This window comes from Leifsonia sp. CL147 (assembly GCF_900114565.1).
Taxonomy (GTDB): Bacteria; Actinomycetota; Actinomycetes; order Actinomycetales; family Microbacteriaceae; genus Leifsonia.
In genome coordinates this window covers 66,679-91,363 of sequence record NZ_FOTM01000011.1, presented here as the reverse complement: position 1 = coordinate 91,363, position 24,685 = coordinate 66,679, and the positions used below count along the sequence as shown (strand labels likewise).

The following is a 24,685-nucleotide window of genomic DNA, read 5'->3' as shown; positions in this document are numbered from 1 at the left end:
GGTTACGCCGCTACGGTATCCTCCACTTACCCTTGCAATACTGAGACACATTCCTGCACCAGGAAGAAGGACGACAATTATCATGCGCATTCGTACCGCGACACCCATCGTCGCCGTCGCCGCCCTCGCAGCGCTCGCGCTCACGGGCTGCGTCGACAACTCCACGCCCTCCGGCAGCTCAACGTCGAGCGCCGGCGCGGGAGTGAAGAAGGACGACGCTCTCGCGAGCCAGCTGCCGCAGAGCGTCAAGGACGCCGGAAAGCTCGTCGTCGGCATGGACGACACCTACCCGCCGAACGAGTACAAAGACGACAACGGAAACCCGGCCGGCTGGGAGGTGGACCTCGCCAACGCCATCGGCGACAAGCTGGGCGTGAAGACGAGTTTCGCGATCGCGAAGTTCGACAACATCATCCCGAGCATCACGGGCGGCAAGGACGACTACGGAATGTCGTCGTTCACCGACACGACCGAGCGCGAGAAGCAGGTCGACTTCGTCAACTACTACTCCGCCGGCATCCTCTGGGCGTCGGCCAAGGGTAAGACGATCGACCCGGACAACGCCTGCGGCCTCAAGGTCGCCGTGCAGTCCACCACCTTCGAGGACACCGACGAGGTCCCCGCCAAGTCGAAGAAGTGCACGGACGCCGGCAAGCCGGCCATCCAGGCGCTCCGCTACGACAACCAGGACGACGCCACCAACGCCGTCATCCTCGGCAAGGCGGACGCCCTCAGCGCCGACTCGCCGGTCACCCTCTACGCCATCTCGAAGTCCAGCGGCAAGCTCCAGGCAGCCGGCAAGACCTTCGACCAGGCACCGTACGGCCTCCCGGTCAAGAAGGGCTCGGCCCTCGGACCGGTCCTTCAGAAGACCGTCCAGGCCCTGATCGACGACGGCACGTACAAGAAGATCCTCGACAAGTGGGGCGTCGGCGACGGCGCGGCCACGACCGCCGAGCTCAACGCGGCCGCGAAGGGCTGACCTTCATGTCCCAGAGCAACACCGCCCGGCCGGCGACGGGATCCTTCCCGTCGCCGGCCGGGGGCCGTTCCGAGCCGATCAAGGCGGTCAAGCTCCGGCACCCCGGGCGGATCGTCCTGGCGGCGGTCCTCATCCTGCTCCTCGTCTGGTTCGTGGTGGATGCGGCGAACCGGGATGCGTACGGCTGGCAGTACGTCGGCAAGTACGTCTTCGACAAGCGCATCAGTGCTGCTGCGCTGGTCACCCTCCAGCTGACCGTCTATTCGATGATCATCGGTGTCCTCCTCGGACTGATCCTCGCGGTGATGCGGCTCTCGCCGAACCCGGTCGTGAAGTCGGTCGCCTGGCTCTACCTGTGGGTGTTCCGCGGGACCCCGGTGTACGTCCAGCTGGTCTTCTGGGGCCTGTTCTCGCTGATCTACCCGCACATCTTCCTCGGGGTGCCGTGGACGCACCTCGGGATCGACCTCGACCTCGGTTTCATGCAGAACGCGTTCATCATCGCGTTCGTGGGCCTGGCCCTCAACGAGGCCGCGTACATGGCGGAGATCGTGCGAGCCGGACTCCTCTCCGTCGACCAGGGCCAGGAGGAGGCGGCGACAGCGCTCGGGATGTCGTGGTGGCAGACCATGACCCGCATCGTCATCCCGCAGGCCATGCGCGTCATCATCCCGCCGACCGGCAACGAGGTCATTTCGATGCTGAAGACGACCTCGCTGGTGGCGGCCATCCCGCTCACGACCGACCTGTACGGGGTCGCGCGCGATATCTCGGCGGTCACGTACACGCCCATCCCGCTGCTGATCGTGGCGTCGCTGTGGTACCTGCTGTTCACCTCCCTCCTGATGGTGGGGCAGTACTTCCTCGAGAAGCGGTTCTCGCGTGGCGTGAACGCGCGGCGACCCGACCGCAACGAGCCCGCGATGGCGACCGGGGCCCTCCCGGCTGCCGGCGCACCGGACGGTAACGACCTCGGAGGCAAGGGATGACCGACACGAACACGACCCCGATGGTCCTGGCCGAGGGCGTCTCGAAGAGCTTCGGCTCGAACGAGGTGCTGAAGGGCATCGACCTCCGGGTCAACCCGGGAGAGGTGCTCTGCATCATCGGCCCGTCCGGATCCGGCAAGTCCACGTTCCTCCGCTGCATCAACCACCTGGAGCGGGTCGACGCGGGCCGGCTCTCGGTCGACGGCGAGGTGGTGGGCTACCGCCAGCACGGCGACAAGCTCTACGAGCTGAAGCCGAAGGAGGCCGCCCGGCAGCGCCGCGAGATCGGGATGGTGTTCCAGCGGTTCAACCTGTTCCCGCACATGACCGCGCTGGAGAACATCATCGAGGCGCCCATCCGCGTGAAGGGGCTCTCGAAGGCGAAGGCCGTGGAGCGCGGGACGCAGCTGCTCGCGCGTGTCGGGCTCTCGGACAAGGGCGACCACTACCCTTCGCAGCTGTCCGGCGGGCAGCAGCAGCGCGTCGCGATCGCCCGGGCGCTGGCCATGGATCCGAAGCTCATGCTGTTCGACGAGCCGACGTCGGCCCTCGACCCGGAGCTCGTCGGCGAGGTGCTCGATGTGATGAAGGGCCTGGCCTCGAGCGGCATGACGATGGTGGTCGTGACGCACGAGATGGGCTTCGCCCGCGAAGTGGCGGACGAGCTCGTCTTCATGGACGGCGGCGTCGTCGTCGAGTACGGTGACCCTCGCGAGGTGCTCAGCAACCCGCAGCACCAGCGCACCCAAGCCTTCCTCTCCAAGGTGCTCTAGCCTCCCGCGTCGGTTCCGCCCCACCGTCGAGTACACGAAGACTGCACGCTCCTACGGCGTTTCGCGTCAAGTCTTCGCGGACTCGATGGTGGGGTGGGACTGGTAGCGTCGCGGGATGAGTGCGATGCGGGGGATGCGGCCGGTGGTGTTCGTGACCGGCGCCAGCAGGAGCGGGTCGATCGGGGACGGGATCGCCCGGCGGCTCGCCGCCGACGGCTGGGACGTCGCGTTCGGGTACTTCGACGGCTACGACGCGGCGATGCCGTGGGGCAGCGGCGAACACGCCGAACTGACGTCGGCGCTGGAATCGCTCGGGGCGCGTGCCCTTCCCGTGCCGCTGGACCTCGCCGACCCTGACGCGCCGGCGGCGGCGCTCGCGCGCATCCGGGATGAACTGGGTCCGGTCGTGGCGCTGGTCGCGAGCCATGCGCACTCGGTGGACAGCGGCCTGCTCGATACGAGCGTGGAGGCGTTCGACCGGCACTTCGCCGTGAATACGCGTGGGACGTGGCTGCTGATCCGCGCGTTCGCCGAGCAGTTCGGGGCCGACGGGCGCGCTCCGGCGACCGGGGTGCCGCTGACGCCGCCGGCCGGCCGGATCGTCGCGCTGACCAGCGACCACACCGCCTACAACCTGCCGTACGGCGCCAGCAAGGGCGCGCTCGACCGCATCGTCATCGCGGCCGCCGTCGAGCTCGCCCACCTGGGCATCACGTCGAATCTGATCAACCCCGGCCCGATCGACACCGGATGGATGACGCCCGACCTCGCCGAGTCCCTCCGCGCCCAGACCGCGCTCGGCCGCCTCGGCACGCCCGCCGATACCGCCGACCTGGTCGCGTTCCTGCTCTCGCCCGCCGGCGCGTGGATCACCGGCCAGCTCCTCCACTCCAACGGAGGCTTCCACCTCCCCGTCTGACGCCCGACGACCCCCACCGTCGAGTACACGATGATTGCACGCGACACGCCGACGGAGCGTGCAATCATCGTGTACTCGACGGTGGGGGGTGACCGGTTCAGGGGGTGAGGACTTTGCGGATGCGCTGGAGGGAGACGGACTCGGCGGTGCCGAGGGACTGGGCGAAGAGGGAGACCCGGAACTCCTCCAGCATCCATCGCGCGTGCACCAGGGAGAGCGGCGAGTCCGGGGCGAGAGGGATGCGGCCGCCGGCGTCGGTGTAGAGGGCGACGGCGGTCTCCACCTGCGTCTGCCACGCGCGATCGCGGCCGGGGTTGGTGGGCAGCGCCTGCATCCGCTGCGAGATGCCGGCCAGGTAACGGGGGAGGTGCCGCAGCTGCTCCAGGCCGGTCGCCGAGACGAACCCGAACCCGGGCCCGGCGGAGCCCGAGCCCGAGCCCGAGCCCGAGCCCGAGGCGGAGGCCGAGGCCGAGCCCGAGGCCGAGCCCGATCCCGAGCCCGAGCCGGCGGCCGGCCGGCCGGCCCAGACCAGGCCGCCGAGCTGCCCCTTGGCGTCGTTCAGCGCAGAGAGATAAGTCAGCGCCGTCACCCCCGCGATCGCCTTCTCCGCAGCGCGGGCCGCGGTGAGGATGCGCGTGACCAGCGCGACCGTCTCGAACATCGCATCCATCACGATCCCGGAAACGCGGTCGCGCACCGCCTCGAACTCCGCGCGCATGAAGACCTGGCCGTCCGGCTTCATCCGGTACAGCACGGAGTCGACCACGGCCAGCAGGCAGTCGTCGAACAGCGCTTTCGTGTTCGGGTAGGGGCTCCCGGCGAGGGTGAGCTTCTCGTTCGAGGTGAGGTGCTGCTGCACATAGGCGACGGGCGACGGGATGCTGGCGAGCAGCAGCCGGCGGACTCCGCCCGGGATCGCGCGTGCCTGCTCGGCGGGCGTCCCCATCAGGCGGATGCTCACCGATCCGCCGTCGTCGACCAGCGCCGGATACGCCCGGATCACGTTCTGGGTCCCGCCCGGACCGGTGTGGGTGGTGTCGAGGAAGCGCGGGAGCTCATCGAAGTCCCACGTGGTGAGCCCGGCGCGCTCGAGGGCGTTCGGCGTCCGTGCCTCGGCGACGGCGGCGACGGAATCCCGGGCGCGAGAGCGCAGCCGGTCCTGGAGCGCCCCGAGGTCCTTGCCGCCGGCGAGGGTCCGCCCGCGCTCGCCGATGACCTCGAACGTCGGTCGCAGGTGCGCCGGCAGCCGCTCGAGGTCGAAGTCGGACGCACTGACCCGTGAGCCGGTCAAGCGGGAGATGGCGGCCGCGAGCGTCTCGGTGAGGGATGCGGCGGGCCGCTCGCCTTCGTGCGCGCGCATCCCGGCGGTGCCGGCGAGCTCGCCGAGCAGCCGCCGCGCCCAGTCCGCCGCGGGCACGACCTGTCGGCGGATCGCCTTCGGCAGCGACTTGATCAGTGCGGTGACCAGCTCGTGGCGCAGGCCCGGGACCTGCCAGTCGAAGCCGTCCGGCAGGAGCCCGGCGAGCAGGGGAAGCGGCACCTGCACGGTCACGCCGTCGTCCTCCGCGCCGGGCTCGAAGCGGTACCGGAGGGTGAGCTGCTGGTCGCCCTGGCGCCACACCGGCGGGAAGGCGTCCTCGTCGACCTCCGCAGCCTCCTCGTCGAGGAGGGCCTCCGGGGTCATGGTGAGGAGGTCCGGCGTCTCCTGCCGGGCCTTCTTCCACCATCCCTCGAAGGACCGGGTGGATGCGATGTCCGCCGGGATGCGCTTGTCGTAGAACTCGAAGACGGCTTCGTCGTCGTTCAGGATGTCCCGCCGCCGGGTCCGCTCCTCCAGTTCGCGCAGCTCGGCGCGCAGCCTCCGGTTGGCGCGGTCGAACGCCTGGTGCGAGTCCCATTCGCCGTCGACCAGGGCGTGCCGGATGAACAGCTCGCGCGAGAGCTCGGCGTCGATCCGTGCGTACTGCACCCGGCGGCGCGGGATGATCGGCACGCCGAACAGGGTGACGCGCTCGTACGCGACGACGGATCCCTGGCCCTTCTCCCAGTGCGGCTCGCTGTACTGCCGCTTGCAGAGGTCGCCGGCGATGGGCACGGCCCAGGCCGGGTCGATGGCGGCGTTCATGCGGGCGAACAGGCGGGAGGTCTCCACGAGCTCCGCGCTCATCACCGCGTTGGGCTGCTTCTTGGCGAGGGTGGATCCGGGGAAGATCACGAAGCGGGTCTGGCGTGCGCCGAGGTACTCCGACGAGCGCGGGCCGCGGGCGCTCCCGTGAGCGGAGCTCTTGGATCCGGTGGGGGACTCGCGCAGATCCTTCAGCCCGATGTGCGACAGCAGCCCGGCGAGCAGTGAGCGGTGGATGCCGTCCGGGTTCACCGACGGCTCGCTGATGGTGAGCCCGAGCGGCTTGGCCAGCTGCCGCAGCTGCCGGTACACGTCCTGCCACTCGCGCACCCGGAGGAAGTTGAGGTACTCGGCCTTGCACAGCCGCCGGAACGCGCTGGAGGAGAGCTCCTTCTGCTGCTCCTCCAGATAGTTCCAGAGGTTCAGCAGAGTGAGGAAGTCGCTGCTGGGATCGGCGAAGCGCGCGTGCTTCTCGTCGGCGCTGCCGCGCTTCTCCACCGGACGCTCGCGCGGATCCTGGATGGTCAGCCCGGCGACGATCGCCATCACCTCGCGGGAGGTGCTGTGGCGTTTGGATTCGACCACCATCCGGGCGAAGCGGGGGTCGATCGGCAGCTGGGCGAGCTGGCGGCCGACGGGTGTGAGCCGGGTATCCGCGCCGTTCGCGGGGGCGCTCTTGGCGCCATCCGACGTTCCGTTCTTCGCGCTGCTGATCGCGCCGAGCTCGGTCAGCAGGTCGAGGCCGTCCTTGATCCCGCGCGAATCCGGCGGGGTGAGGAACGGGAACGCGGCGATGTCGCCGAGGCCCAGCGAGATCATCTGCAGGATGACCGCGGCCAGGTTCGTGCGGAGGATCTCCGGCTCGGTGAACTCCGGCCGCCTCTCGAAGTCCTCTTCCGAGTAGAGCCGGATGGCGATCCCGTCGCTGGTGCGGCCCGAACGACCGGAACGCTGATTGGCGCTCGCCTGCGAGATCGCCTCGATGGGGAGCCGCTGCACCTTGGCGCGGGTGCTGTAGCGGCTGATCCGGGCGGTTCCCGCATCCACGACGTACTTGATGCCGGGCACGGTGAGGCTGGTCTCGGCGACGTTCGTGGCGAGCACTACGCGCCGCCGGATTCCGGGCGTGGTGGAGGCCTGGAAGACGCGGTGCTGCTCGGCCGCCGAGAGCCGGCCGTAGAGCGGGAGCACCTCTGTTCCGGGCAGATTGCGGCCACGGATCGCGTCGGCCGCATCCCGGATCTCGTTCTCGCCGGAGAGGAACACGAGGACGTCGCCGGGCGCCTCCCGGGCCAGCTCGTCGAGGGCGTCGTTGATGCCCTGCAGGTAGTCGCGGTCGGCGGACGGGATGGGGTCCGGATCGTCCGCGTCGTCCGTTCCGTCCTCGAGAGCTTCGGCGACGAGCGGGCGGTAGCGGATCTCGACGGGATAGGTGCGGCCCGAGACCTCGACGATCGGCGCGGGGGAGCCGTCCGCTGCCGCGAAGTGGCGGGCGAAGCTCTCCGGGTCGATGGTCGCGGAAGTGATGATGAGCTTGAGGTCGGGACGCTGCGGCAAGAGCTGCTTGAGGTATCCCAGCAGGAAGTCGATGTTGAGGCTGCGCTCGTGCGCCTCGTCGATGATGATCGTGTCGTAGGCCCGCAGGAGCCGGTCACGCCGGAGCTCGTTGAGCAGGATGCCATCGGTCATCAGCTTGATGCGCGTGGCCCGCGAGACCTTGTCGGTGAAACGCACCTGATAGCCGACCAGCTCGCCGACCGGCTGGCCGAGCTCCTCCGCGATGCGCTCCGCGATCGTCCGCGCCGCGATACGCCGCGGCTGGGTGTGGCCGATGCTCGTCCGCCCCAGCTCCAGCGCGATCTTGGGCAGCTGCGTGGTCTTGCCCGACCCGGTCGCGCCGGCCACGATCACGACCTGGTTGTCGCGGATGGCGTGCGCGATCTCCTCCCGCATCCGGCTGACGGGCAGCTCGGGCGGGAAGTGGATGCGGGGGAGGGTCGCGGCGGTCGACATGAGCCCTCCAGTCTATCCGGGCGCCGCGCCGGGCGGCGGGCCGCGCGCGGGCGGGCGCGGGCCCAGCGGCGGAGCGCCCCGGGACGCACCCCACCCGGGGGCGTTGCCGCGCGACCCCGCCTGACGTAGGTTCTCCTCAACCGGATACGGACACGATCCGCGGCCGGCTCGGCGTCGAAGGAGACGAGGAGAACCATGAGTCACGGCTATGCGACCATGTCGGTCGCGAGCATCCTGGCGGAGACCGCCCGCCGCATGCCGGACAACGTCGCGCTGATCTTCGCCGGCCGCGAGATCCGCTACGACGAACTGTGGGAGCAGACCCGGCGCTACGCCGGAGCGCTGCGCGAGCTCGGGGTCGGACCGGGCGACAAGGTCGCGCTGATGGTGCCGAACGTCCCCGACTTCCCGCGCGCCTACTACGCCGTCCTCGCCCTCGGCGCCGTGGTGGTGCCGGTGCATGCGCTGCTGAAGGCGGAGGAGATCGCGTACGTGCTCGGCGACTCCGGATCCGAGCTGCTGATCTGCGCCGCTCCGCTGCTCGCCGAGGGCGCCCGGGGTGCGGGGCTCGCCGGCATCCCGACGATCTCCGTGCTCGTCCCGGACGAACTGGTCGAGCAGCTTCCCTTCCCGCGCCTGGAAGAGCTGGCCGCCGCTGCGGAAGCGATCGGCACCTACGTGCCGCGCGACCCGTTCGACACCGCGACCATCCTGTACACGAGCGGCACCACGGGCAAGCCGAAGGGTGCGGAGGGATGCCACTTCTCGCTGGTCGAGCAGGTGAACGTGCTGCTGCAGGGGACGCTCGATCTCACGCCCGCCGACCGCATCCTGGGCTGCCTTCCGCTGTTCCACACGTTCGGCCAGACCTGCGTCATGAACATGGGGTTCCGCGCGGGCGCCGCCGTGGTGCTGGTGCCGAAGTTCGACGGAGCGACCGCGCTGCAGCTGCTCAACGAGCATGCCTGCACGATCATGACGGGCGTGCCGACGATGTACATCGCGCTTCTGGAGGCGGCCAAATCCAATCCGGACCGGCCGCCGCTGCGCTACGGGATGAGCGGCGGCGCGGCCATCCCGGTCGCGGTGATCGAACGGATGAAGGAGGTCTACGGCATCGACGTCCACGAGGGATACGGCCTCACCGAGACCTCGCCCGTCGCGTCCTTCAACCACCGCGGCCTGCCGACGCGGGTCGGGACCGTGGGGACGCCGATCTGGGGCGTGGAGGTGGAGATCGCGGACCCGGAGCTCGACGACCGGATCGAGCTCCTGCCGCGTGGCGAGCTCGGCGAGATCGTCGTGCGCGGCCACAACCTGATGAAGGGGTACCTGAACCTCCCGGAGGCGAACGCGGAGGCGGTGGTCGACGGCTGGTTCCGCACCGGCGACCTCGGAACCAAGAGCGACGACGACTACATCACCATCGTCGACCGCAAGAAGGACATGATCGTCCGCAACGGCTACAACGTGTACCCGCGTGAGGTGGAGGAGGTGCTGTCGACGCATCCCGCAGTCGCGATGGTGGCGGTGTTCGGCGTAGCGCACGAGACGCACGGGCAGGAGATCATGGCGGCGGTCACGCTCATGCCAGGCAGCGAGGCGGAGCCGGAGGAGCTGGTCGCGTTCGCGCAGGAGCGGGTGGCGGCGTACAAGTTCCCGCGGCGGGTGGAGATCCTGGAGACCCTGCCCCTCGGCCCGAGCGGCAAGGTGCTGAAGCGCGAACTGGTGGCGCACTTCGAAGGGGAGGGAGTGGCCGGTCCCCGTTAAGCTCGTTGCGTGAGGATCACGACCATCGCGGGGAAGATCAGCTACATCGTCGGCGTCTTCGCGCTCATCCTGGCGCTGAACGTCTTCCTCATCGCGCGCCTGGTCAACCCGACCCTCGACCTCGTCATCGTCGCCCTGCTCAACATCGCGTACGTGCTCGTGGGTGTCCGCACGTTCCGGGGCGCAGGAGAGAACCGGGTCGACCCGCGGCCCTGGTGGCGGGCGACCGCGAGGCCGGCCGCAGGCTATTGGATCGGCGGAGCGCTCGGCGTCGGCGCGTTCATCTCCTGCGTCGGTGCGCTCGCGAGCAAGCCGGAGGACGCGTTCGTGCCGTCGGTGGCCTGCCTGACGTACGGGGCGCTCGCCCTGTTCTACCTGCACTCGTCGGTGCGGCTGCACGGGATGGATGCGCCGGGCTGAGCCGCGTGCTGCGCGCTCTGCGTGACTGTCGCGCGCGTGCTGGCGCCCGCTGAGCCGCGTGCCGCGGGCTCTGCGTGACTGTCTGCGTGCGCTGGCGCCCGCTGAGCCGGGTGCCGCGGGCTCTGCGTGACTGTCTGCGGCGGTTCGGAACGTATGCGGTGCGGCGAACAGCCGCAAACGTTACGAACCGCCGCAGTCGTGGTGGGCCAGAACCCTCGCGGGAGGGAGGCGGGCGGACGAAGGCGGTCGTAGGGTGAGGCCATGGCGAATCGGCTCGCGGATGCGATCAGTCCCTATCTTCGCGGCCATGCGGACAACCCGGTGGACTGGTTCCCGTGGGGCGCGGAGGCCTTCGCCGAGGCGCGCCGGCGCGACGTCCCCGTCCTGGTCTCGATCGGGTACGCCACCTGCCATTGGTGTCACGTCATGGCGCGCGAGAGCTTCAGCGACTCCACCACCGCCGCCGAGCTGAATGCGCGATTCGTCGCGATCAAGGTCGACCGGGAGGAGCATCCCGAAGTGGATGCGGCGTACCTCGCCGCGGCCAGCGCCTTCACCGACAACCTGGGCTGGCCGCTGACGGTCTTCGCCACACCGTCGGGCACGGCGTTCTTCGCCGGAACGTACTTCCCGCCGGAGCCGGTCGGCGACCGGGCGTCGTTCCGGCAGGTGCTCGATGCCGTCTGGGACGCCTGGGAGAACCGGCGGGCGAACGTCGAGTCGGATGCGGCCCGCGTGGGCGAGGCGATGGCCGCCGCCGCCCGCTCGGCCACCGCGGTCGCCGAGCTGCCCGGCGGCCACGCGCTCGACGGCGCGGTCGAACGTCTCGCGCAGGCCGAGGACGGCCTGTACGGCGGCTTCGGCACCGCGCCGAAGTTCCCGGTCGCGCCGGTGCTCGGCTTCCTCCTCACGCGCCCAGCCGGGCGGGAGCTCGCGCTCCGCACCCTCGAGCGGATGGCCGGCTCCCCGCTGCGCGACCCGGTCGACGGCGGGTTCTTCCGCTACGCCACCCGCCGTGACTGGAGCGATCCCCACTACGAGCGGATGCTCTACGACAACGCGCTGCTCCTCGACGCGTACGCGGTCGCGCGGCAGCAGGGCGGCGACGGGTGGGCGGAGCGAACGGCCGACGGCATCGCCGGGTTCCTGCTCGGCGTCCTGCGGCAGCCGTCCGGCGGGTTCGCCTCCGCTCAGGATTCGGAGAGCATCATCGACGGCGCCCGCGTCGAGGGCGCCTACTACCGGCAGCCGGCATCGCAGCGGGTCGCTCTGGAGCCCCCGCCCGTGGATGCCAAGGTGCTGACCGGCTGGAACGGCTTCGCGATCGGCGCGCTGGCCCGCGCGGGACGCATCCTGGACCGTCCGGCCTGGATCGCGGCGGCGGCCGAGGCGGCGGACGTCCTGCTGGCCCGGCACCGTCGCGCCGACGGGATGCTGGTGCGGGCGTCGCTCGCGGGCCGGGTGAGCGCGGCAGCGGCGACCCTGGAGGACTACGGCGGCCTGGCCGGAGGACTGCTCGAGCTGGCCCTGGCCGGCGGCGGGCCGGGCTATGCGGTGGCCGCCCGCGACCTGGTGGACCTGTGCCTGGATGCGGCGGGCGAGGGTTCCTGCCCGTTCGACGCGCCGGGCGGGGGCGACCCGGTGCTCGCCGCGACGGGCCTGGCGGTGCGGGTCGATCCCAGCGAGGGCGCCTATCCCTCGGGGCTGAGTGCGACGGCGACCGCAGCGCACACGCTGTACCTGATGACCGGCGAGCGAAGGTACGAGCGCGCGGCCCGGGAGGGGATGCGGCTGGTCGCCGGGCAGGCGACGCAGTCGCCCAGCGCGTTCGGCGCGTCCCTCGCCCTGATGTCGCGGCTCGCCGGCGAGGCGGAGCAGCTCGTGGTGGTGCGCCCGGCGAGCGTCGGCGCAGGTGCCGTCGGGCTCCTGCGTGCCGCCCGCCGGCATCCCGCGCCGCTCGTGGCGCTCGTCACGGAGGAGGATGCGGCGGCGCTCGCCGAGGACGGCTTCGAGCTGTTCGCGGGCCGCACCTCGCGCGACGGACTGCCGACCGCGTACCTCTGCCGCGACTTCGTCTGCCGCCTCCCCGTCACCGACCCCGCCGCGCTCGAGTCCGGCAGCTCCTGAGTCCGTCCGCGCGCGGCGGCGCGCGGCGTGGCGCGGCGGCGCCCGGCTTCGCGCGGCGGCGCGCGGCGTCAGCTGGGGGTCGGGGCGGCATTCGTGACGAATGTGCATTCAGGCGCGGCTGGGGGCGGTATTCGTGACGAATGTGCACTTAGGCGCGGCTGAGGGCGGTATTCGTGACGAATGTGCACTTAGGCGTAGGCGGGGGCGGTATTCGTGACGAATGTGCATTCAGGCGCAGCTGAGGGCGGCATTCGTGACGAATGTGCTTTCAGGCGCAGCTGGAGGCGGTATTCGTGACGAATGTGCACCCGGGTCCGGCGTCGAACGGGATTCGTCACGGCTTCGGACGCAGAACCCGGTAGGTGAGGTGGGCGACCTCGGGGGTGACCCGCTCCCGGAGCAGTTCCAGGCTGAGGGGCGGGACGCGGTCGAATACGCGCTCACCGGCGCCGAGCGTGAGGGGGACGATGTGCAGCCGCAGTTCGTCGACGATCCCCGCCCAGAGCGCCTGGTTGAGCGTCTCCGGACCGCCCGCGATCGCCACATCGGCGTCCCCGGCGGCCGCGCGGGCCTGCTCCACTGCCGAGTGGATGCCCTCGGTCACGAACCTGAACGTGGTCCCGGTCAGCTCCAGCGGCTCCCGGGCGTAATGGGTCAGCACGAAGACGGGCGCATGGTACGGCGGTTCGTCGCCCCACCAGCCGATCCAGTCGCCCAATGCCTCGTCCGGGCCGGGCCAGTCGTGGCGGACCGGGCCGAACATGTTCCGGCCCATGACGTAGGCGCCGGCCTGGGTGATCGCGTCGATCTCGGCGGTGTGCGCGTCGGCGTGCTCGAACATCCAGGTGTGCAGCCGCTGGTCGACGCCCTCGCCCATCGGCTTCTCCAGCGACTGGTTCGGACCGGCGGCGAAGCCGTCGAGCGAGATGGCGATGTCCGCCGTCACGATTCCCATGAGGGAAGGCTAGTCAGGCCCGCTCCACCTTGTCGAGCATCCCCCAGACCGCTTCGCTGAGTTCGGGATGCTCGAGGGCGATCCGCCGCAGCACGCCGTACTCGAACCGCGTGAACACCTCGCGGCCGGCCGAGGGATGGTGCGCCCGCGACCGCTCCTCTTCGAGGTCGAACGCCTCGATCGCGACGGCGCGGAGACCGATCACGACCTGCTCGTCGACGCTGGGGAGCTCCGGGATGAAGTGCCACGGGTCCTCGCCGGCGCGGCAGCGGTGTTCGATGATGGCCGACAGCTCGTCGCGCGCCTGCTGGCGGAGCAGCTCGATGCTCCGCGGCACGTGCTCGGTCATCTCGCCCTCCCTTCCCCGGGGTCGTGGACGCCCCAGCGCCCTGTGCGCGGCTCCTTCGCCCGCGCGGTGGATTCAGCCTAGGGGGTGCTGCCGACGGTCGCCAATCGGGGTGAAACGAGGTGTCTGCCTACTCGGTCCGAGCGAGCAGGTAGGCGTTCAGGTCTGCGGTGAGCGCCGCATCCACCGGGTACTCCCGCCCGTCGAGGTGCGTGACCGGTGCCGCCTGCCGGACGCTGGAGACGAGCCAGAGCGCGTCGGCGGCCACGACATCCTCGAGAGTCAGCGCTGCGAACTCGGTACGGAGGCCGCGCTGCTCGAAGAACGCGAACACGGCGGCCTGGGTGGTCCCGGCGAGGATGCCCTGGTCGGTGTTCGGGGTCCGGACGACGCCGTCGGTCAGCGTCACCACGTTCGAGGTCGGCCCCTCGAGGGCGAAGCCGTCGCTGCTGACGAACAGCACGTCGTCGGCGCCGCGGCGGACGGCCTCGCGCTGCGCCGCCCGGTTGATGGCGTAGGACAGCGTCTTGGCACCGGCCAGCAGCCACGGCGAGGTCGCGGCGACGTCGTGGCGGTAGCCCCGGTCCAGCGTGACGACCCGGATGCCGCGGCGTGCCAGCGAGAAGTCCTCGCCCTGGTCGACGAACAGCCATCCGCTCGGGAATCCCGAACCCTCCACACCGCGCGTGTAGATCAGCTTGGCGAACAGCTCGGCGTCGCCGCCGCCGTTGCGGGTCTGGTAGTCCGCGACGCCCGCGCGCACCGCCTCCCGCCACACGTCGAGGGCGGGGACCGGCAGGTCGAGCAGGGCGGCGGAGTGGGCGAGCCGCGCCAGGTGCGGCTCCAGCGCCTGCGGATGGCCGTGGATGACGGCGACCGTCTCGAAGACGCCGTCGCCGCGCGTGACCGCCAGGTCGGTGATCCGCACCTGCGGCGCGTCGAAGTCGGCCACCACATATCCGGGATCGCCGGACTCCGGCATCCCGGACGGTGTGGTGATGGTGAGGAGAGTCGCGCGCGTCATGCGTCCCATTCTGCCGCGCGCATCCCGCCCGGCTCACCCCCCACCATCGAGTACGCACAGACTGCACGCTTGCGGGGCGATTCGCGTGCAGTCTGTGCGTACTCGATGGTGGGGGGGCGGGGCGCGTCAGGCGGTTTCGCGGATACGGAAGGCGTCGTCGCCCTCGGGCGGCAGGTCGGAGACGGCGACGGCGTCGACGGCGGCGCCCGGGGGTCCGCGGCGCAACCAGTCCAGCATCCGGTCGACCTGCTCCGGCTCGCCCTCGAGCTCGGCCTCGACGCTGCCGTCGCTCCGGTTACGCGCCCAGCCGCGCACGCCGAGCCGGTGAGCCGCCTCGCGCGCGCCCCAGCGGAACCCGACGCCCTGCACGCCGCCGGTCACGATCGCTCTCCTCCGGATCACAGCCCCATTGTGCCCCCACGCACGCCTGAGGCGGTCGGGGCCGCGCCGCGCCGGCGCCGCGCGCCGCACGCCGGGGGCCGGGTGCCGGGGCGACTGCTGCGGTTCGGAACGTCTGCGCGTGCTCGCCGGGGCGTAGTCGTTCCGGGAGGGCGCAGTCACCGCCGGCGCTGCGGCCGGCGACGCGCCCTCGGCGCAGACATTCCGGGCACGGGCAGTCGCGGCCTGGCGCGGCGGCGATTGCTGCGGTTCGGAACGTGTGCGCGTGCTCGCCGGGGCGCAGTCGTTCCGGGAGGGCGCAGTCGCGGCCGGCGCCGCGACCGGCGGCGCCGCGACCGGCGGCGCCGCGACCGGCGGCGCCGCGACCGGCGGCGCCGCGGCCGCGCCGCCGCCGCGCATGGGTTTCAATGGAGGGATGACCGACTCCGCTCCTCCCGCCGCCGACCGCATCCCGGATCTCCGCTCCGACCTGCTCGCGGCGGGCCTGTCCGTCGACGCGCTGATGCGGCTGTGGGGCGAGGAGGCCGCCGAGGCGCTGCACCGGGGGCAGCGCGTCCCGGCCGAGCGGGCGCTGGCCCGGCGCGAGCCGTCCGCCCTCGCGACGCTGGCCCGCCTGTTCGTGCTCGGCCTGCCGGTCGCCGCGGACGCGGCCGCGGCCGCACTGCCGGCTCTCGGCGTCGAGGGAGCGGTCGCGCTGGGGCTCGTCACCCTGGACGACGCGTCCGGCACGATCTCCGCGGCCGTCGACCTGCGCCCGTACGCGTTCGTGGATGCGGCCGGTCCCGCCGAGTGGTGGATCGTCTCCGACCTCGGCGAGCTCGTCCTCGGCGGACCCCTCCCCGAGGATCACGTGCTCGGCGTCGGCGGCGCCTCCCTCACCCTCAGCGGGCTCATGCTGCAGGATCCTGTCGAGAGCGTCCTCGATCTGGGGACGGGATGCGGCATCCAGGCCATGCACGCCGCCCGGCACGCGCGCCGGGTCGTCGCCACCGACATCTCGCCGCGGGCGCTGCGCCTCGCCGCGCTGAACCTGGCACTCAACGAGATCGACGGCGTGGAGCTGCGTCTCGGGAGCATGTTCGAGCCCGTCGCCGGGGAGCGGTTCGACCACATCGTGTCCAACCCGCCGTTCGTCATCACCCCGCGCGTGGAGGGCGTCCCCGCCTACGAGTACCGCGACGGAGGGATGGTCGGCGACGGCCTGGTCGCCTCGTTCGTGAGTGGATGCGGCACCCACCTGGCTCCGGGCGGCGTCGCCCAGCTGCTCGGCAACTGGGAGTACCGCTGCGCGGGCGACGGGCTGGCGCGCGTCCGGGAGTGGGTGGATGCCTCCATCGTCCCGCTCGACGCCTGGGTGATCGAGCGGGACGTGGAGGATGCCGTCCGGTACGCCGAGACCTGGATCCGCGACGGCGGCACCCGCCCGGGCACGCCCGCGTTCGACCGTCTGCTCGGGGCCTGGCTGGAGGACTTCGAGGGCCGCGACGTCCGCTCGGTCGGCTTCGGCTACCTGCTGCTGCGGCGGGTGGATGCGGTGCCCGGTCGGGACGCGGACAGTGGCCCGGACCGGGCCCCGGACGGCGGCCCGGCCGGATGGATGGATGCGGTGCCGACGCTGCGCAGGTTCGAGCGCCTGCACGGGCCCGTCGGCGCGAACGAGGCCGGCCTCGGCGTGCACCTGGGTGAGGCGCTCGTGGCGCACGACCTGCAGGCCGCTCTCGACGACGACGCCCTCGCCCGGTTGCGGCCCGTCCTCGCGGGCGACGTGACCGAGGAGCGGCACCTGTGGCCGGGCGCGGACTCGCCGACTGCGATCCTGCTGCGTCAGGGCGGCGCCTTCGGGCGCGTCGTCTCGGCGGGCACGGGGCTCGCCGCCCTCGTCGGAGCCTGCGACGGCGAACTGTCCGTCGGCGCCATCGTCGCGGCACTCGCGCAGCTGCTCGAAGTGGATGAGGACGCCCTGCGCAGCGAACTGCTCCCCGCCGTCCGCGGCCTCCTCGTGGACGGCTTCCTGCGCGCCTGACGCGTCAACCGGGCACCGCCCCCGCCGGACGCCGACGCGTCAGCCGGGCACCGCTCCCGCCGCACGCCTGACGCGTCAGCCGGGCGTCGCCACCGCCGCACGCCTGACGCGTCAGCCGGGCGCCGCCCCCGCCGCCCGGTCGACGGGAACGAGCGTCACCGCGGCGAGCCGCCCATCCACCACTTCGACCCGCAGATACGTGCACTCCGGCTGGCGCCGCCGGTCCGTGGGCGAGCCGGGGTTCAGCAGGCGCAGGCCGCGCGGGCTCACCGTGTCCCACGGAATGTGCGAGTGCCCGAAGACGAGCACGTCCGCCTCCGGGAAGTCCCGCTCGCACCGCAGTTCGCGGCCGGTCGCCGGCCCGGTCTCGTGCACGACTGCGAACCGGACCCCCTCGAGCGTGGTCTCCGCCACCTCCGGCAGCCGCCGGCGCAGCTCCGGCCCGTCGTTGTTGCCGTAGACGCCGACCAGGCGGCGCGACCGCTGCTCCAGAAGGTCGAGAGTCGCCGCATCCACCCAGTCGCCGGCGTGGATGACGACGTCGGCCGCATCCACTTCGTCCAGCACCGGGGCGGGCAGCGATCGGGCGCGCTTCGGGATGTGGGTGTCGGAGATCAGGAGGAGCCTCACGTCCGCTCACGATACGCACGCCTGCGGAACGGGGCTAGTTTCGCAGTATGGACCCACGCAACCTCGGAAACAGCGGAACGATCGTGTCGGAGTTCGCCCTCGGCACCATGACCTTCGGAGCGGAGGCCGACGAGCGCACCTCGCACGCCATCCTGGAGCGGTACCTCGACGCCGGCGGCAACTTCATCGACACCGCCGACGTGTACTCGTCGGGCGCGTCGGAGTCGATCATCGGCCGCTGGCTGGGCCGGCACCACGGCCGCCGCGATGGCATCGTGATCGCGACGAAGGGCCGCTTCCCGATGGGAGCCGGGCCGAACGACCTCGGACTCTCCCGCACGCACCTGCGGAACGCGCTCGACGCCTCCCTCCGTCGCCTCGGCGTCGAGCACATCGACCTCTACCAGCTGCACGCCTGGGATGCGCTGACGCCGATCGAGGAGACGCTGCGGTTCCTCGACGACGCCGTCACCGCGGGCAAGATCTCGTACTACGGCTTCTCGAACTACCTCGGCTGGCAGCTCACCAAGGCCGTGCACGTCGCCCGCGCCAACGGCTGGGCGCCCCCGGTCACGCTGCAGCCGCAGTACAGCCTCATCGTGCGCGGCATCGAGCACGAGGTGGTGCCGGCGGCTCTGGATGCGGGCGTCGGCCTGCTGCCCTGGTCGCCGCTCGCGGGCGGCTGGCTGAGCGGGAAGTACCGCCGCGACGAACCGCCGACGGGCGCCACGCGCCTCGGCGAGAACCCGGCCCGCGGCATGGAGGCGTGGGAGGCGCGGAACGCGGACCCGCACACGTGGGAGATCATCGACGCCGTGGATGCGGTGGCGCGCGAGACGGGCGCATCGGCGTCGCAGGTCTCGCTGGCGTGGCTGAGCGACCGCCCGGCGGTGACCTCCGTCATCCTGGGCGCCCGCACGGTCGAGCAGCTGGAGGACGATCTCGGTGCCGCCGGCCTGGAGCTGACCGACGAGCAGCGCTCCCGGCTGGATGCGGCGAGCACCCCGCGCACGGAGGTCTACCCCTACGGACAGCAGGCCGTCCAGCAGCGTCACCGCAAGCCCGAGGGCGGTCGCTGACCGCGCTGCGTGCTGTCTGCGCGCCTCGCGAGCGCGCCTCGCGAGCGCGCATCGCGAGCGCGCCTCGCGAGCGCGTCAGCGGAGGGCGTCGAGGCCGGCGAGGAGGTCGCGGGCGGCGGCGCTGACCGCGGCCTGCGGGGTGCGCAGGCCGACGACGACGTCGGCCGTCCGGTCGTCGGAGGCGCGCATCCTGAGCACCGCGATCCGCAGCTCCACGGTGCCGCCCGGGATGCGGTGGCCGCTCATCGAGAGCACGTTCGACGAGAACGTCAGGGAGGTCCACTCATCGGCGGCCGCCGTCGCATCCTCCGCGATTCCGGCCAGCCATGCGGCCAGGTCCCGTGCTTCGTCCCGGGTGAGGCACGGGGAGTCCGTGAGCGACCAGCGGCGGGCGCCGTCGTCCACGGCGACCTCGGCGAGCACCCGGTCGTCGTCCGGCTGAAGGGCGGTCGGGCGCAGCTCGATGCTGCGCTCGCCTCCCTCGTCCTGCAGCCTCACGGTGCGCTCGGCACCACGGTGAGCACGCGCTCGATGTACTCGAAGAAGGCATTCATGAAACCGCGGAGGAAGTCTTCCGTCCCGGCCTCGGTGACCGTGCCGTCCTCCTGGATCAGCCCGGGGCGCATCCAGATGTAAGCCTCCGGCGCGTTCATCTGCGGCGCCTGCAGGAAGCCGAGGACGCTGCGCAGCTGCTGCTGCGCGACGGCCGTCCCGATCTGGCCCGTGGAGGCCCCGATCACGGCGGTCGCCTTGCGCGCGATCACGTTCTCGCCATACGGACGGCTCGCCCAGTCGATCGCGTTCTTCAGCGCACCCGGGATGCCCCGGTTGTATTCCGGCGTGATGAAGAGCAGCGCATCCTGCTCAGCGATCAGGGCTTTGAACTCGCGGGCCTCGGGCGGGTAGTCGCTGTCGAAGTCCCGGTTGTAGAGCGGCAACCCGCCGATCGGGATCTCGGTGAACTGGAGATCGGCGGGTGCCAGCCGCAGCAGGGCTCTCGAAAGGATGCGGTTCACGGACTTCGCGGAGAGGCTCCCCACGACGTAGCCGACGCGGTACGGAGGCTGGAGTTCGTTGATCGTCGCCATGAGTGCCATGCTGCCCCAGGCCTAGGGAGGAGTGAAGCCCCTCATGCCCTCGCGCAGGCCCGCGGCGGGGCGGGAATAGGGCATCTTCCCGATGTCCGGAGGGGGCCTTAGCGAGCAGGCTGAGGTCATCGCCGAAAGCGGCGCGAGAGCCGCAGGCGAGGATGAAGGGGAGCAGGATGATGCTGATCGACGAGTTCGCGAACACGCGGATGTGGGCCGCGGAGGCCGAGCGCCAGGAGCGGGAGCGCGAGCAGGCGCGGCAGGTGCGGGAGCACGGCCGCTGGCTGCGGTCGGCCGGGCGCGCGCTGCGGCCGGCGGCGTCCGGGGCGGGCACGGTTGAGGCGCACACCCCGAACGGTGAGGCGGTGACGCCCGGGTCCGAGGCGTCCGCGTCGCAGGAGCGGGAGCTGGCCCACGCCGGCCGATGACGGCTCCGCCGGCGGCGTGTCTGCCGTCGGCGAAGCGGTCCATCCGGGGGCACCGGATGTCGGTGGCTCGTGGCACGATGAGGCCATGCGATCATCGGCGTCGAGCCACACTCTGGTCGGGCGGGAGCCCGACCTGGCGGCGCTGCGCGACGAGTTGCGTGCGGCGGCCGCCGGTGAGCCGCGCACGGTCGTGATCGGGGGAGAGGCCGGCATCGGGAAGTCCCGGCTGCTGGAGGAGTTCCTCGCCGAGCGGGAGCCGTCGGCGATGGTCCTGCTCGGCCGGTGCGTCGATCTGGGAGATGAGGGCGCGCCGTACGCGCCCTTCGCGGCCGTGCTGCGGCGTCTCATCCAGACGGTCGGGCTCGAGCGGGTGCTGGAGGCGGCCGGCTCGGGAGCCGGAGTGCTCTCGGCGCTGCTTCCGGAGCTGGCCGACGAGTCGGCGCTGCCGCCGCGGACCGGCGCAGAGCGGTTGTATGAACTGGTCACCGTGCTGCTGGAGAAGATCTCGGTGGAACGACCGGTGATCCTCGGCATCGAAGACCTGCAGTGGGCCGATCGCTCCACGCTCGAACTGCTTCGCTTCATCGTGCGGATGTCCGAGGGCGGCCGCATCCTGGTGCTGCTCACCTACCGGAGCGAGGAGGTTCCGCGCGGGCACATCCTGCGCTCCTGGCTTCCCGAGCTCGACCGGACGCGCCGGGTGACCCGGTGGGAGCTGGCCCGCCTCGGCCTCGAGCAGGTCGCGGAGCTGGTGGAGGAACTGCTTGGCCGCACGCCCGACGCCGCGTCGCTGCAGCGCGTGGCAGAGCTGAGCGAGGGCGTTCCGTTCTTCGTCGAGGAGCTGGTCGGGATCGACGGGCTCCGCTCGGGCGACGACCTGCCCGAGACCCTCCGCGAGCTGGTGCTGACGCGCTTCGAATGGCTGAGCGAGCCGGCGCAGCGCCTGTTGCGCGTGCTCGCAGCCGGCGGAGTCTGCGTGACGCACGAACTGCTCGCCGGCGTGTTCGACGGGTCGCCGGACGAACTGGATGCGGCAGCGCGCGAAGCCGTCACGGCGAACCTGCTCACCGCCGACTCCACGGAGTACTCGTTCCGCCACGCCCTGGTGCGCGAAGCGATCCACGCCGATCTGCTGCCGGGGGAGCGCACGCGCTTCCATGCCCGCTACGCGGAGGCGCTCGAGGCGAGCACGCAGCGCTCGGCCGTCCAGCTGTCGGCGCACTGGCTGGCGGCGCACGACATCCGCCGCGCGTTCCTCGCCTCCCTCGAGGCGATGGATGAGGCGAAGCGCTCCTACGCCTACGCGACGGCCGCGGCGATGGGCGACCGCGTCCTGGAGCTGTGGGATCGCATCCCCGACGCCGAGGAGCTGAGCGGACGCGACCGTGTCGCCGTTCTGGCGTTCACCGCCTCGGCGCTGCGGAACGCCGGCAACAGCGAGCGCGCCCTCGCCCTGGTCGAAGTGGCCCTCGCCGAGGCGGAGGACCGGGAGCCCGCCCTCGAGCCGGCCCGCCTGGCGCGGCTGCTGCGGGACAAAGGGCAGTACATCGCGAACCTCAACCGGCCGGGCACCGCCGAACTCTTCGAAGAGGCGCTGACCCTGGTGCCGCCCGGGTCGCTGCCCCCCACCGACTTCCTCCGCGCACACCTGCTGACCGAGCTCGCGGCCCAGCGGATGCTGCAGGGGTCGTTCGAGGCGGCCATCGAGACGGCGAGTGCGGCGATCGCCGAGGCGGAGGAGGCCTCAGCCGGCCTGCGCTCGATCGCGCACAACATCCTCGCATCGTCGCTGGTGGCATCCGGACACATCGACGAGGGCTTCGCGGAGTTCGAGATCGCCGGTGAGCTCGCCGCCGGCGACGCGGGTGCGATGCTGCGCTACGCGGTGAACATGTCGGATGCGCTCAACTCGGTCGGTCAGTACGCCGAGGCGTTCCGCTTCGCCGAGTCCGGCGTGGCACGGGCGCGGGAGCGCGGAGTGGAGCGCACGACGGGCGTCTGGCTCGCCGCCAACACCGCCGAGCCGCTGATCGCCCTCGGCGAGTACGAGCGTGCAGAAGAGATGCTGCGCATCGCCCTCGGCTTCGACGATCGGGCCGGCGTCACCGCCCAGTTGCAGCGTGCCCGGCTGTGGATCTGGCACGGCGAGCCCGAACGCGCGGATGCCCTGCTGCGGAGGCTGCGCACACCGCTGCTGGCCCTCGCCGAGCTGGAGCAGCAGACGCGACTGGCGCTTGCCCGTATCTCGGCCGAGGTCGCCATCGCGCTCGGCGACTTCGACCGGGCGTGGGCGGAGACGCGCGGCGTCGGCGCGGCACCCTTCCGCCGGATGCCCGGGTCCGACATCCCGGTGCTGGCGGCGGCGGCGCGCGCTCTGGCCGAGCTGGCCCTGCGCGGCGACCGCGGGTCGGGGCTCGACGTGCTGGGCGAGGTCGAGCGGCTCGAGGAGGTGCTCGACGGGAGCCGCGGCTGGCCGACGGCCTCCGCCTGGGCGCCGCTGGTCGAGGCGGAGCTGGCGACCGCCCGGGCGGCGGTGTGCGCTGAGGCGGACCGCGGCGAGCGGTTCGCGCTCGCCGCGACAGCCTGGGCGACGGCGACGGAGGCTGCGGCAGGTCCGCTGGCGCCCGTTCATCTGCTGCCCTACGTCCTCCTGCGCTCGGCGCGCATCGCGCTGGTCGCGGGCGAGCGGTCGCGGGCCGAGTCTCTCGTCGCCCAGGGGCGCGAGCTGGCCGAGCGCAGCGGCATCCGGCAACTCGTCGTGACCGCCGACGCGCTCGCCGCCCAGCCGGCGGGTCGGCCCTCGTCGGCGGCGAACGGGCACGGACAGCCGCTGACCGAGCGCGAGGAACAGGTGCTCGCGCTCATCGAGCAGGGCCTCAGCAACAAGCAGATCGGCGAGCGCCTCTACATCAGCGCGAAGACCGCGAGCGTGCACGTCTCGAGCATCCTCCGCAAGGTCGGCGCTTCGAGCCGCACGGAGGCCGTCTACTTGGCGTCGCGACCCGTCCCCTGACCCGGCCGCGTGCCTTCCCGCTTGGGCGACCTGCTCCGCTGCGCTGCGCCGCGCATCCAGTTGACACGGAACGCCGCCGGCGATGGCCGTGCGACTGCGTGCTGCGTGAACTCGGCGCGAGGCCGGATGGGCGAGCAGCGGTGCCGGTCAGCTCTCGACGGCGACCGCGCACCGGATGCAGAGCTCGGCCGTCGGCCGCGCCCGCAAGCGGTCGACGCCGATCGGCTCGCCGCAGTGCGAGCAGGTGCCATAGGTGTCCAGGCGCAGGCGTTCGAGAGCGGCATCCACGGCGGCGATGTCGTGGGCGGCGTCCGACCGCAGAGCATGCAGCCGGCTCCACTCGGACGAGAGCGTCGGTCCCTCCGGATCGTGTTCGTCGTCAGCAGTGGACTCGGACCGCGAAGCGAGCAGCAGCCCCAGCGACTCCGCCAAATGCTGCGCCTCGGCGACATCGTCGTCTCGCCGTTGTCGCAGCAGCCTTTCCAGCTCGAGGCGCTCGTCCGGGGTGAGGACTTCCACGTCCCTCACGACCGTCAGCTCCTCGGTCTGCGGCTCATCCGGCCGCATCCGCTCCTCCATCTGGGCATCCTGCACGCGCCTACCCCTTCCGATCCCCCGATCGTGCCTCTGATCGAGTCAGGGTACGCCTCGCGGACGGATTCCGCAGGTCCGACTCGCGTAGGCTCAGCCGGTGCCCTCCTTCCGCGTGATCGTCGCCGTCGGCCGTCTCCGCCCGGGTGTGGATCCCCGAACCGTCGAGCCCGCCGCGGCGACGGCGGCCCGCGAGCTCGCCGTCGTGGAAGCTTCGAGCGTGGATGTGGTGGCCGGGGAGGCGCGGATCACCGTCCGCTTCACCGAGGACACGGTGCAATCGGCCCTCCGCGTCGCGGAGCACACGGTCGCCGGACTCCGCGCGATCGCCGACGTCGGCTCCTGGAGGCTCACCGAGCGCGTGGGCGGACGCTGGTTCCGTCGCGCGTGAGAGCTGCTCGCGCCTCGATCCGGCTCCGCGGGTCGGCGCCTCCGCGGCTCACATCCCCTCGCGTCACACCGAAGCGGGCAGCGACGCCTCGATGAGGCCGACGATCGCCGGATCGTCGGGTTCCGTCTGCGGGCGGAAGCGGTGCACCGCACCCTCCGGCGTGATGACGAACTTCTCGAAGTTCCACTTGACGCGGCCCGCCTTGCCTTCGGCGTCCGCGGTCTTCGTCAGCTCCTGGTAGATCGGGTGGGCATTGCGGCCGTTCAGGCGCACCTTCTCCATGATCGGGAACGTCACTCCCCAGGTCATCGAGCAGTACTCCTTGATCGCATCGGTCGAGCTCAGCTCCTGCAGGAACTGGTTGCTCGGGAACCCGACCACCGTGAAGCCACGGTCGCCGTACGTCTCCTGCAACTTCTCGAGCTTCTCGTACTGCGGCGCGAGCCCGCAGCGGGAGGCGACGTTGACGACGAGGATCACATTGCCTGCATACGCGGACAGGGCGGTCTCGTCGCCGTCGATGGTGTGGAACGGGATATCCATGACGGTCATGAGGGAAGCGTATGGTCGTTCGCTTCGAACCGGCTCGGAGTTCCCCGG

Annotated in this window: 22 protein-coding genes; 12 read left to right on the top strand and 10 right to left on the bottom strand. The window is 71.7% G+C overall.

From position 1 onward, the window contains the following. Nucleotides 1-82 precede the first annotated feature (82 nt). The 4 genes from BM287_RS11035 (at nucleotide 83) to BM287_RS11020 (ending at nucleotide 3,663) form a co-directional block, all read left to right on the top strand. Nucleotides 83-982, top strand: a complete 900-nt coding sequence (locus BM287_RS11035; protein WP_090039423.1) for an ABC transporter substrate-binding protein — start codon at nucleotides 83-85, stop codon at nucleotides 980-982. Nucleotides 983-987: 5 nt separating this feature from the next. Next, complete coding sequence (locus tag BM287_RS11030; protein ID WP_090039421.1) at nucleotides 988-1,971, top strand: amino acid ABC transporter permease; 984 nt, start codon at nucleotides 988-990, stop codon at nucleotides 1,969-1,971. Then, complete coding sequence (locus BM287_RS11025) at nucleotides 1,968-2,744, top strand: amino acid ABC transporter ATP-binding protein (RefSeq protein WP_090039419.1); 777 nt, start codon at nucleotides 1,968-1,970, stop codon at nucleotides 2,742-2,744. The genes BM287_RS11030 and BM287_RS11025 overlap by 4 nt, the downstream gene beginning before the upstream one ends. Nucleotides 2,745-2,868: 124 nt before the next feature. After that, nucleotides 2,869-3,663 (top strand): SDR family oxidoreductase, encoded by a 795-nt coding sequence (locus BM287_RS11020; RefSeq protein WP_244528166.1) that lies wholly within the window; start codon nucleotides 2,869-2,871, stop codon nucleotides 3,661-3,663. A gap of 97 nt (nucleotides 3,664-3,760) precedes the next feature. Here the strand turns inward: BM287_RS11020 and hrpA are convergent, their stop codons facing one another. Beyond that, nucleotides 3,761-7,801 (bottom strand): ATP-dependent RNA helicase HrpA, encoded by a 4,041-nt coding sequence (gene hrpA / locus BM287_RS11015; protein ID WP_090039416.1) that lies wholly within the window; start codon nucleotides 7,799-7,801, stop codon nucleotides 3,761-3,763. A 195-nt stretch (nucleotides 7,802-7,996) separates the two neighbouring features. Between hrpA and BM287_RS11010 the strand changes: the two genes are divergently transcribed. The 3 genes from BM287_RS11010 to BM287_RS11000 all read left to right on the top strand — a co-directional run bounded on the left by BM287_RS11010 (nucleotide 7,997) and on the right by BM287_RS11000 (nucleotide 12,118). Then, entirely contained in the window at nucleotides 7,997-9,571 is a 1,575-nt protein-coding gene (locus BM287_RS11010; protein WP_090039414.1) for a long-chain-fatty-acid--CoA ligase, read from the top strand. Between the two features lie 9 nt (nucleotides 9,572-9,580). After that, nucleotides 9,581-9,991 carry a hypothetical protein gene (locus BM287_RS11005; RefSeq protein ID WP_090039412.1) on the top strand — a complete coding sequence of 137 codons (411 nt, stop codon included), beginning with the start codon at nucleotides 9,581-9,583 and terminating at the stop codon, nucleotides 9,989-9,991. Between the two features lie 261 nt (nucleotides 9,992-10,252). Next, nucleotides 10,253-12,118, top strand: coding sequence for a thioredoxin domain-containing protein (locus BM287_RS11000; protein ID WP_090039410.1), 1,866 nt, complete (start codon nucleotides 10,253-10,255; stop codon nucleotides 12,116-12,118). A gap of 334 nt (nucleotides 12,119-12,452) precedes the next feature. Here the strand turns inward: BM287_RS11000 and BM287_RS10995 are convergent, their stop codons facing one another. The 4 genes from BM287_RS10995 to BM287_RS10980 form a co-directional block, all read right to left on the bottom strand. Next, nucleotides 12,453-13,073 carry a dihydrofolate reductase family protein gene (locus tag BM287_RS10995; protein WP_090039406.1) on the bottom strand — a complete coding sequence of 207 codons (621 nt, stop codon included), beginning with the start codon at nucleotides 13,071-13,073 and terminating at the stop codon, nucleotides 12,453-12,455. Between the two features lie 13 nt (nucleotides 13,074-13,086). Then, complete coding sequence (locus BM287_RS10990; RefSeq protein ID WP_090039402.1) at nucleotides 13,087-13,422, bottom strand: hypothetical protein; 336 nt, start codon at nucleotides 13,420-13,422, stop codon at nucleotides 13,087-13,089. A gap of 127 nt (nucleotides 13,423-13,549) precedes the next feature. Beyond that, nucleotides 13,550-14,443 (bottom strand): aminodeoxychorismate lyase, encoded by an 894-nt coding sequence (locus BM287_RS10985; RefSeq protein ID WP_090039400.1) that lies wholly within the window; start codon nucleotides 14,441-14,443, stop codon nucleotides 13,550-13,552. A 126-nt stretch (nucleotides 14,444-14,569) separates the two neighbouring features. Then, entirely contained in the window at nucleotides 14,570-14,845 is a 276-nt protein-coding gene (locus tag BM287_RS10980; protein ID WP_090039504.1) for an acylphosphatase, read from the bottom strand. A 412-nt stretch (nucleotides 14,846-15,257) separates the two neighbouring features. On the opposite strand from BM287_RS10980, the gene BM287_RS10975 reads away from it, so the two are divergent. Next, on the top strand, nucleotides 15,258-16,865 hold the full coding sequence (locus BM287_RS10975) for a DUF7059 domain-containing protein (RefSeq protein WP_090039502.1): 1,608 nt from the start codon (nucleotides 15,258-15,260) through the stop codon (nucleotides 16,863-16,865). A 111-nt stretch (nucleotides 16,866-16,976) separates the two neighbouring features. Here BM287_RS10975 and BM287_RS10970 read toward each other — a convergent pair whose 3' ends face one another. Next, nucleotides 16,977-17,495 (bottom strand): metallophosphoesterase family protein, encoded by a 519-nt coding sequence (locus tag BM287_RS10970; RefSeq protein WP_090039397.1) that lies wholly within the window; start codon nucleotides 17,493-17,495, stop codon nucleotides 16,977-16,979. Nucleotides 17,496-17,542: 47 nt separating this feature from the next. Between BM287_RS10970 and BM287_RS10965 the strand changes: the two genes are divergently transcribed. Further along, nucleotides 17,543-18,574, top strand: coding sequence for an aldo/keto reductase (locus BM287_RS10965; RefSeq protein WP_090039394.1), 1,032 nt, complete (start codon nucleotides 17,543-17,545; stop codon nucleotides 18,572-18,574). A 75-nt stretch (nucleotides 18,575-18,649) separates the two neighbouring features. Here BM287_RS10965 and BM287_RS10960 read toward each other — a convergent pair whose 3' ends face one another. After that, complete coding sequence (locus tag BM287_RS10960; RefSeq protein ID WP_090039392.1) at nucleotides 18,650-19,072, bottom strand: WapI family immunity protein; 423 nt, start codon at nucleotides 19,070-19,072, stop codon at nucleotides 18,650-18,652. Beyond that, complete coding sequence (locus BM287_RS10955) at nucleotides 19,069-19,671, bottom strand: NADPH-dependent FMN reductase (RefSeq protein ID WP_090039389.1); 603 nt, start codon at nucleotides 19,669-19,671, stop codon at nucleotides 19,069-19,071. The genes BM287_RS10960 and BM287_RS10955 overlap by 4 nt, the downstream gene beginning before the upstream one ends. Before the next feature lie 167 nt (nucleotides 19,672-19,838). Between BM287_RS10955 and BM287_RS10950 the strand changes: the two genes are divergently transcribed. Then, on the top strand, nucleotides 19,839-20,090 hold the full coding sequence (locus tag BM287_RS10950) for a hypothetical protein (RefSeq protein ID WP_090039387.1): 252 nt from the start codon (nucleotides 19,839-19,841) through the stop codon (nucleotides 20,088-20,090). An 85-nt stretch (nucleotides 20,091-20,175) separates the two neighbouring features. Further along, on the top strand, nucleotides 20,176-23,103 hold the full coding sequence (locus BM287_RS10945; RefSeq protein WP_090039384.1) for a helix-turn-helix transcriptional regulator: 2,928 nt from the start codon (nucleotides 20,176-20,178) through the stop codon (nucleotides 23,101-23,103). A 147-nt stretch (nucleotides 23,104-23,250) separates the two neighbouring features. On the opposite strand, the gene BM287_RS10940 is transcribed toward BM287_RS10945, so the two are convergent. Beyond that, nucleotides 23,251-23,697 carry a TraR/DksA family transcriptional regulator gene (locus BM287_RS10940; RefSeq protein ID WP_244528164.1) on the bottom strand — a complete coding sequence of 149 codons (447 nt, stop codon included), beginning with the start codon at nucleotides 23,695-23,697 and terminating at the stop codon, nucleotides 23,251-23,253. A 97-nt stretch (nucleotides 23,698-23,794) separates the two neighbouring features. On the opposite strand from BM287_RS10940, the gene BM287_RS10935 reads away from it, so the two are divergent. After that, the gene (locus BM287_RS10935; RefSeq protein ID WP_090039378.1) at nucleotides 23,795-24,085 is read left to right on the top strand and encodes a hypothetical protein; all 291 of its coding nucleotides are present in this window, start codon (nucleotides 23,795-23,797) and stop codon (nucleotides 24,083-24,085) included. A 63-nt stretch (nucleotides 24,086-24,148) separates the two neighbouring features. Here the strand turns inward: BM287_RS10935 and BM287_RS10930 are convergent, their stop codons facing one another. Next, nucleotides 24,149-24,637, bottom strand: a complete 489-nt coding sequence (locus BM287_RS10930) for a glutathione peroxidase (RefSeq protein WP_090039375.1) — start codon at nucleotides 24,635-24,637, stop codon at nucleotides 24,149-24,151. Between the last annotated feature and the right edge of the window lie 48 nt (nucleotides 24,638-24,685).

Bases quoted from the DNA above. Each gene is read 5' to 3' on its own strand.
- BM287_RS11000 (WP_090039410.1), top strand. From the start codon at position 10,253: ATGGCGAATCGGCTCGCGGATGCGATCAGTCCCTATCTTCGCGGCCAT.
- BM287_RS10955 (WP_090039389.1), bottom strand. From the start codon at position 19,671: ATGGCACTCATGGCGACGATCAACGAACTCCAGCCTCCGTACCGCGTC.
- BM287_RS10930 (WP_090039375.1), bottom strand. From the start codon at position 24,637: ATGACCGTCATGGATATCCCGTTCCACACCATCGACGGCGACGAGACC.
- BM287_RS10950 (WP_090039387.1), top strand. From the start codon at position 19,839: ATGATGCTGATCGACGAGTTCGCGAACACGCGGATGTGGGCCGCGGAG.
- BM287_RS11020 (WP_244528166.1), top strand. From the start codon at position 2,869: ATGCGGGGGATGCGGCCGGTGGTGTTCGTGACCGGCGCCAGCAGGAGC.
- hrpA (WP_090039416.1), bottom strand. From the start codon at position 7,801: ATGTCGACCGCCGCGACCCTCCCCCGCATCCACTTCCCGCCCGAGCTG.
- BM287_RS10985 (WP_090039400.1), bottom strand. From the start codon at position 14,443: ATGACGCGCGCGACTCTCCTCACCATCACCACACCGTCCGGGATGCCG.
- BM287_RS11030 (WP_090039421.1), top strand. From the start codon at position 988: ATGTCCCAGAGCAACACCGCCCGGCCGGCGACGGGATCCTTCCCGTCG.
- BM287_RS11025 (WP_090039419.1), top strand. From the start codon at position 1,968: ATGACCGACACGAACACGACCCCGATGGTCCTGGCCGAGGGCGTCTCG.
- BM287_RS10945 (WP_090039384.1), top strand. From the start codon at position 20,176: ATGCGATCATCGGCGTCGAGCCACACTCTGGTCGGGCGGGAGCCCGAC.
- BM287_RS11010 (WP_090039414.1), top strand. From the start codon at position 7,997: ATGAGTCACGGCTATGCGACCATGTCGGTCGCGAGCATCCTGGCGGAG.
- BM287_RS10975 (WP_090039502.1), top strand. From the start codon at position 15,258: ATGACCGACTCCGCTCCTCCCGCCGCCGACCGCATCCCGGATCTCCGC.
- BM287_RS10990 (WP_090039402.1), bottom strand. From the start codon at position 13,422: ATGACCGAGCACGTGCCGCGGAGCATCGAGCTGCTCCGCCAGCAGGCG.
- BM287_RS11035 (WP_090039423.1), top strand. From the start codon at position 83: ATGCGCATTCGTACCGCGACACCCATCGTCGCCGTCGCCGCCCTCGCA.
- BM287_RS10965 (WP_090039394.1), top strand. From the start codon at position 17,543: ATGGACCCACGCAACCTCGGAAACAGCGGAACGATCGTGTCGGAGTTC.
- BM287_RS10995 (WP_090039406.1), bottom strand. From the start codon at position 13,073: ATGGGAATCGTGACGGCGGACATCGCCATCTCGCTCGACGGCTTCGCC.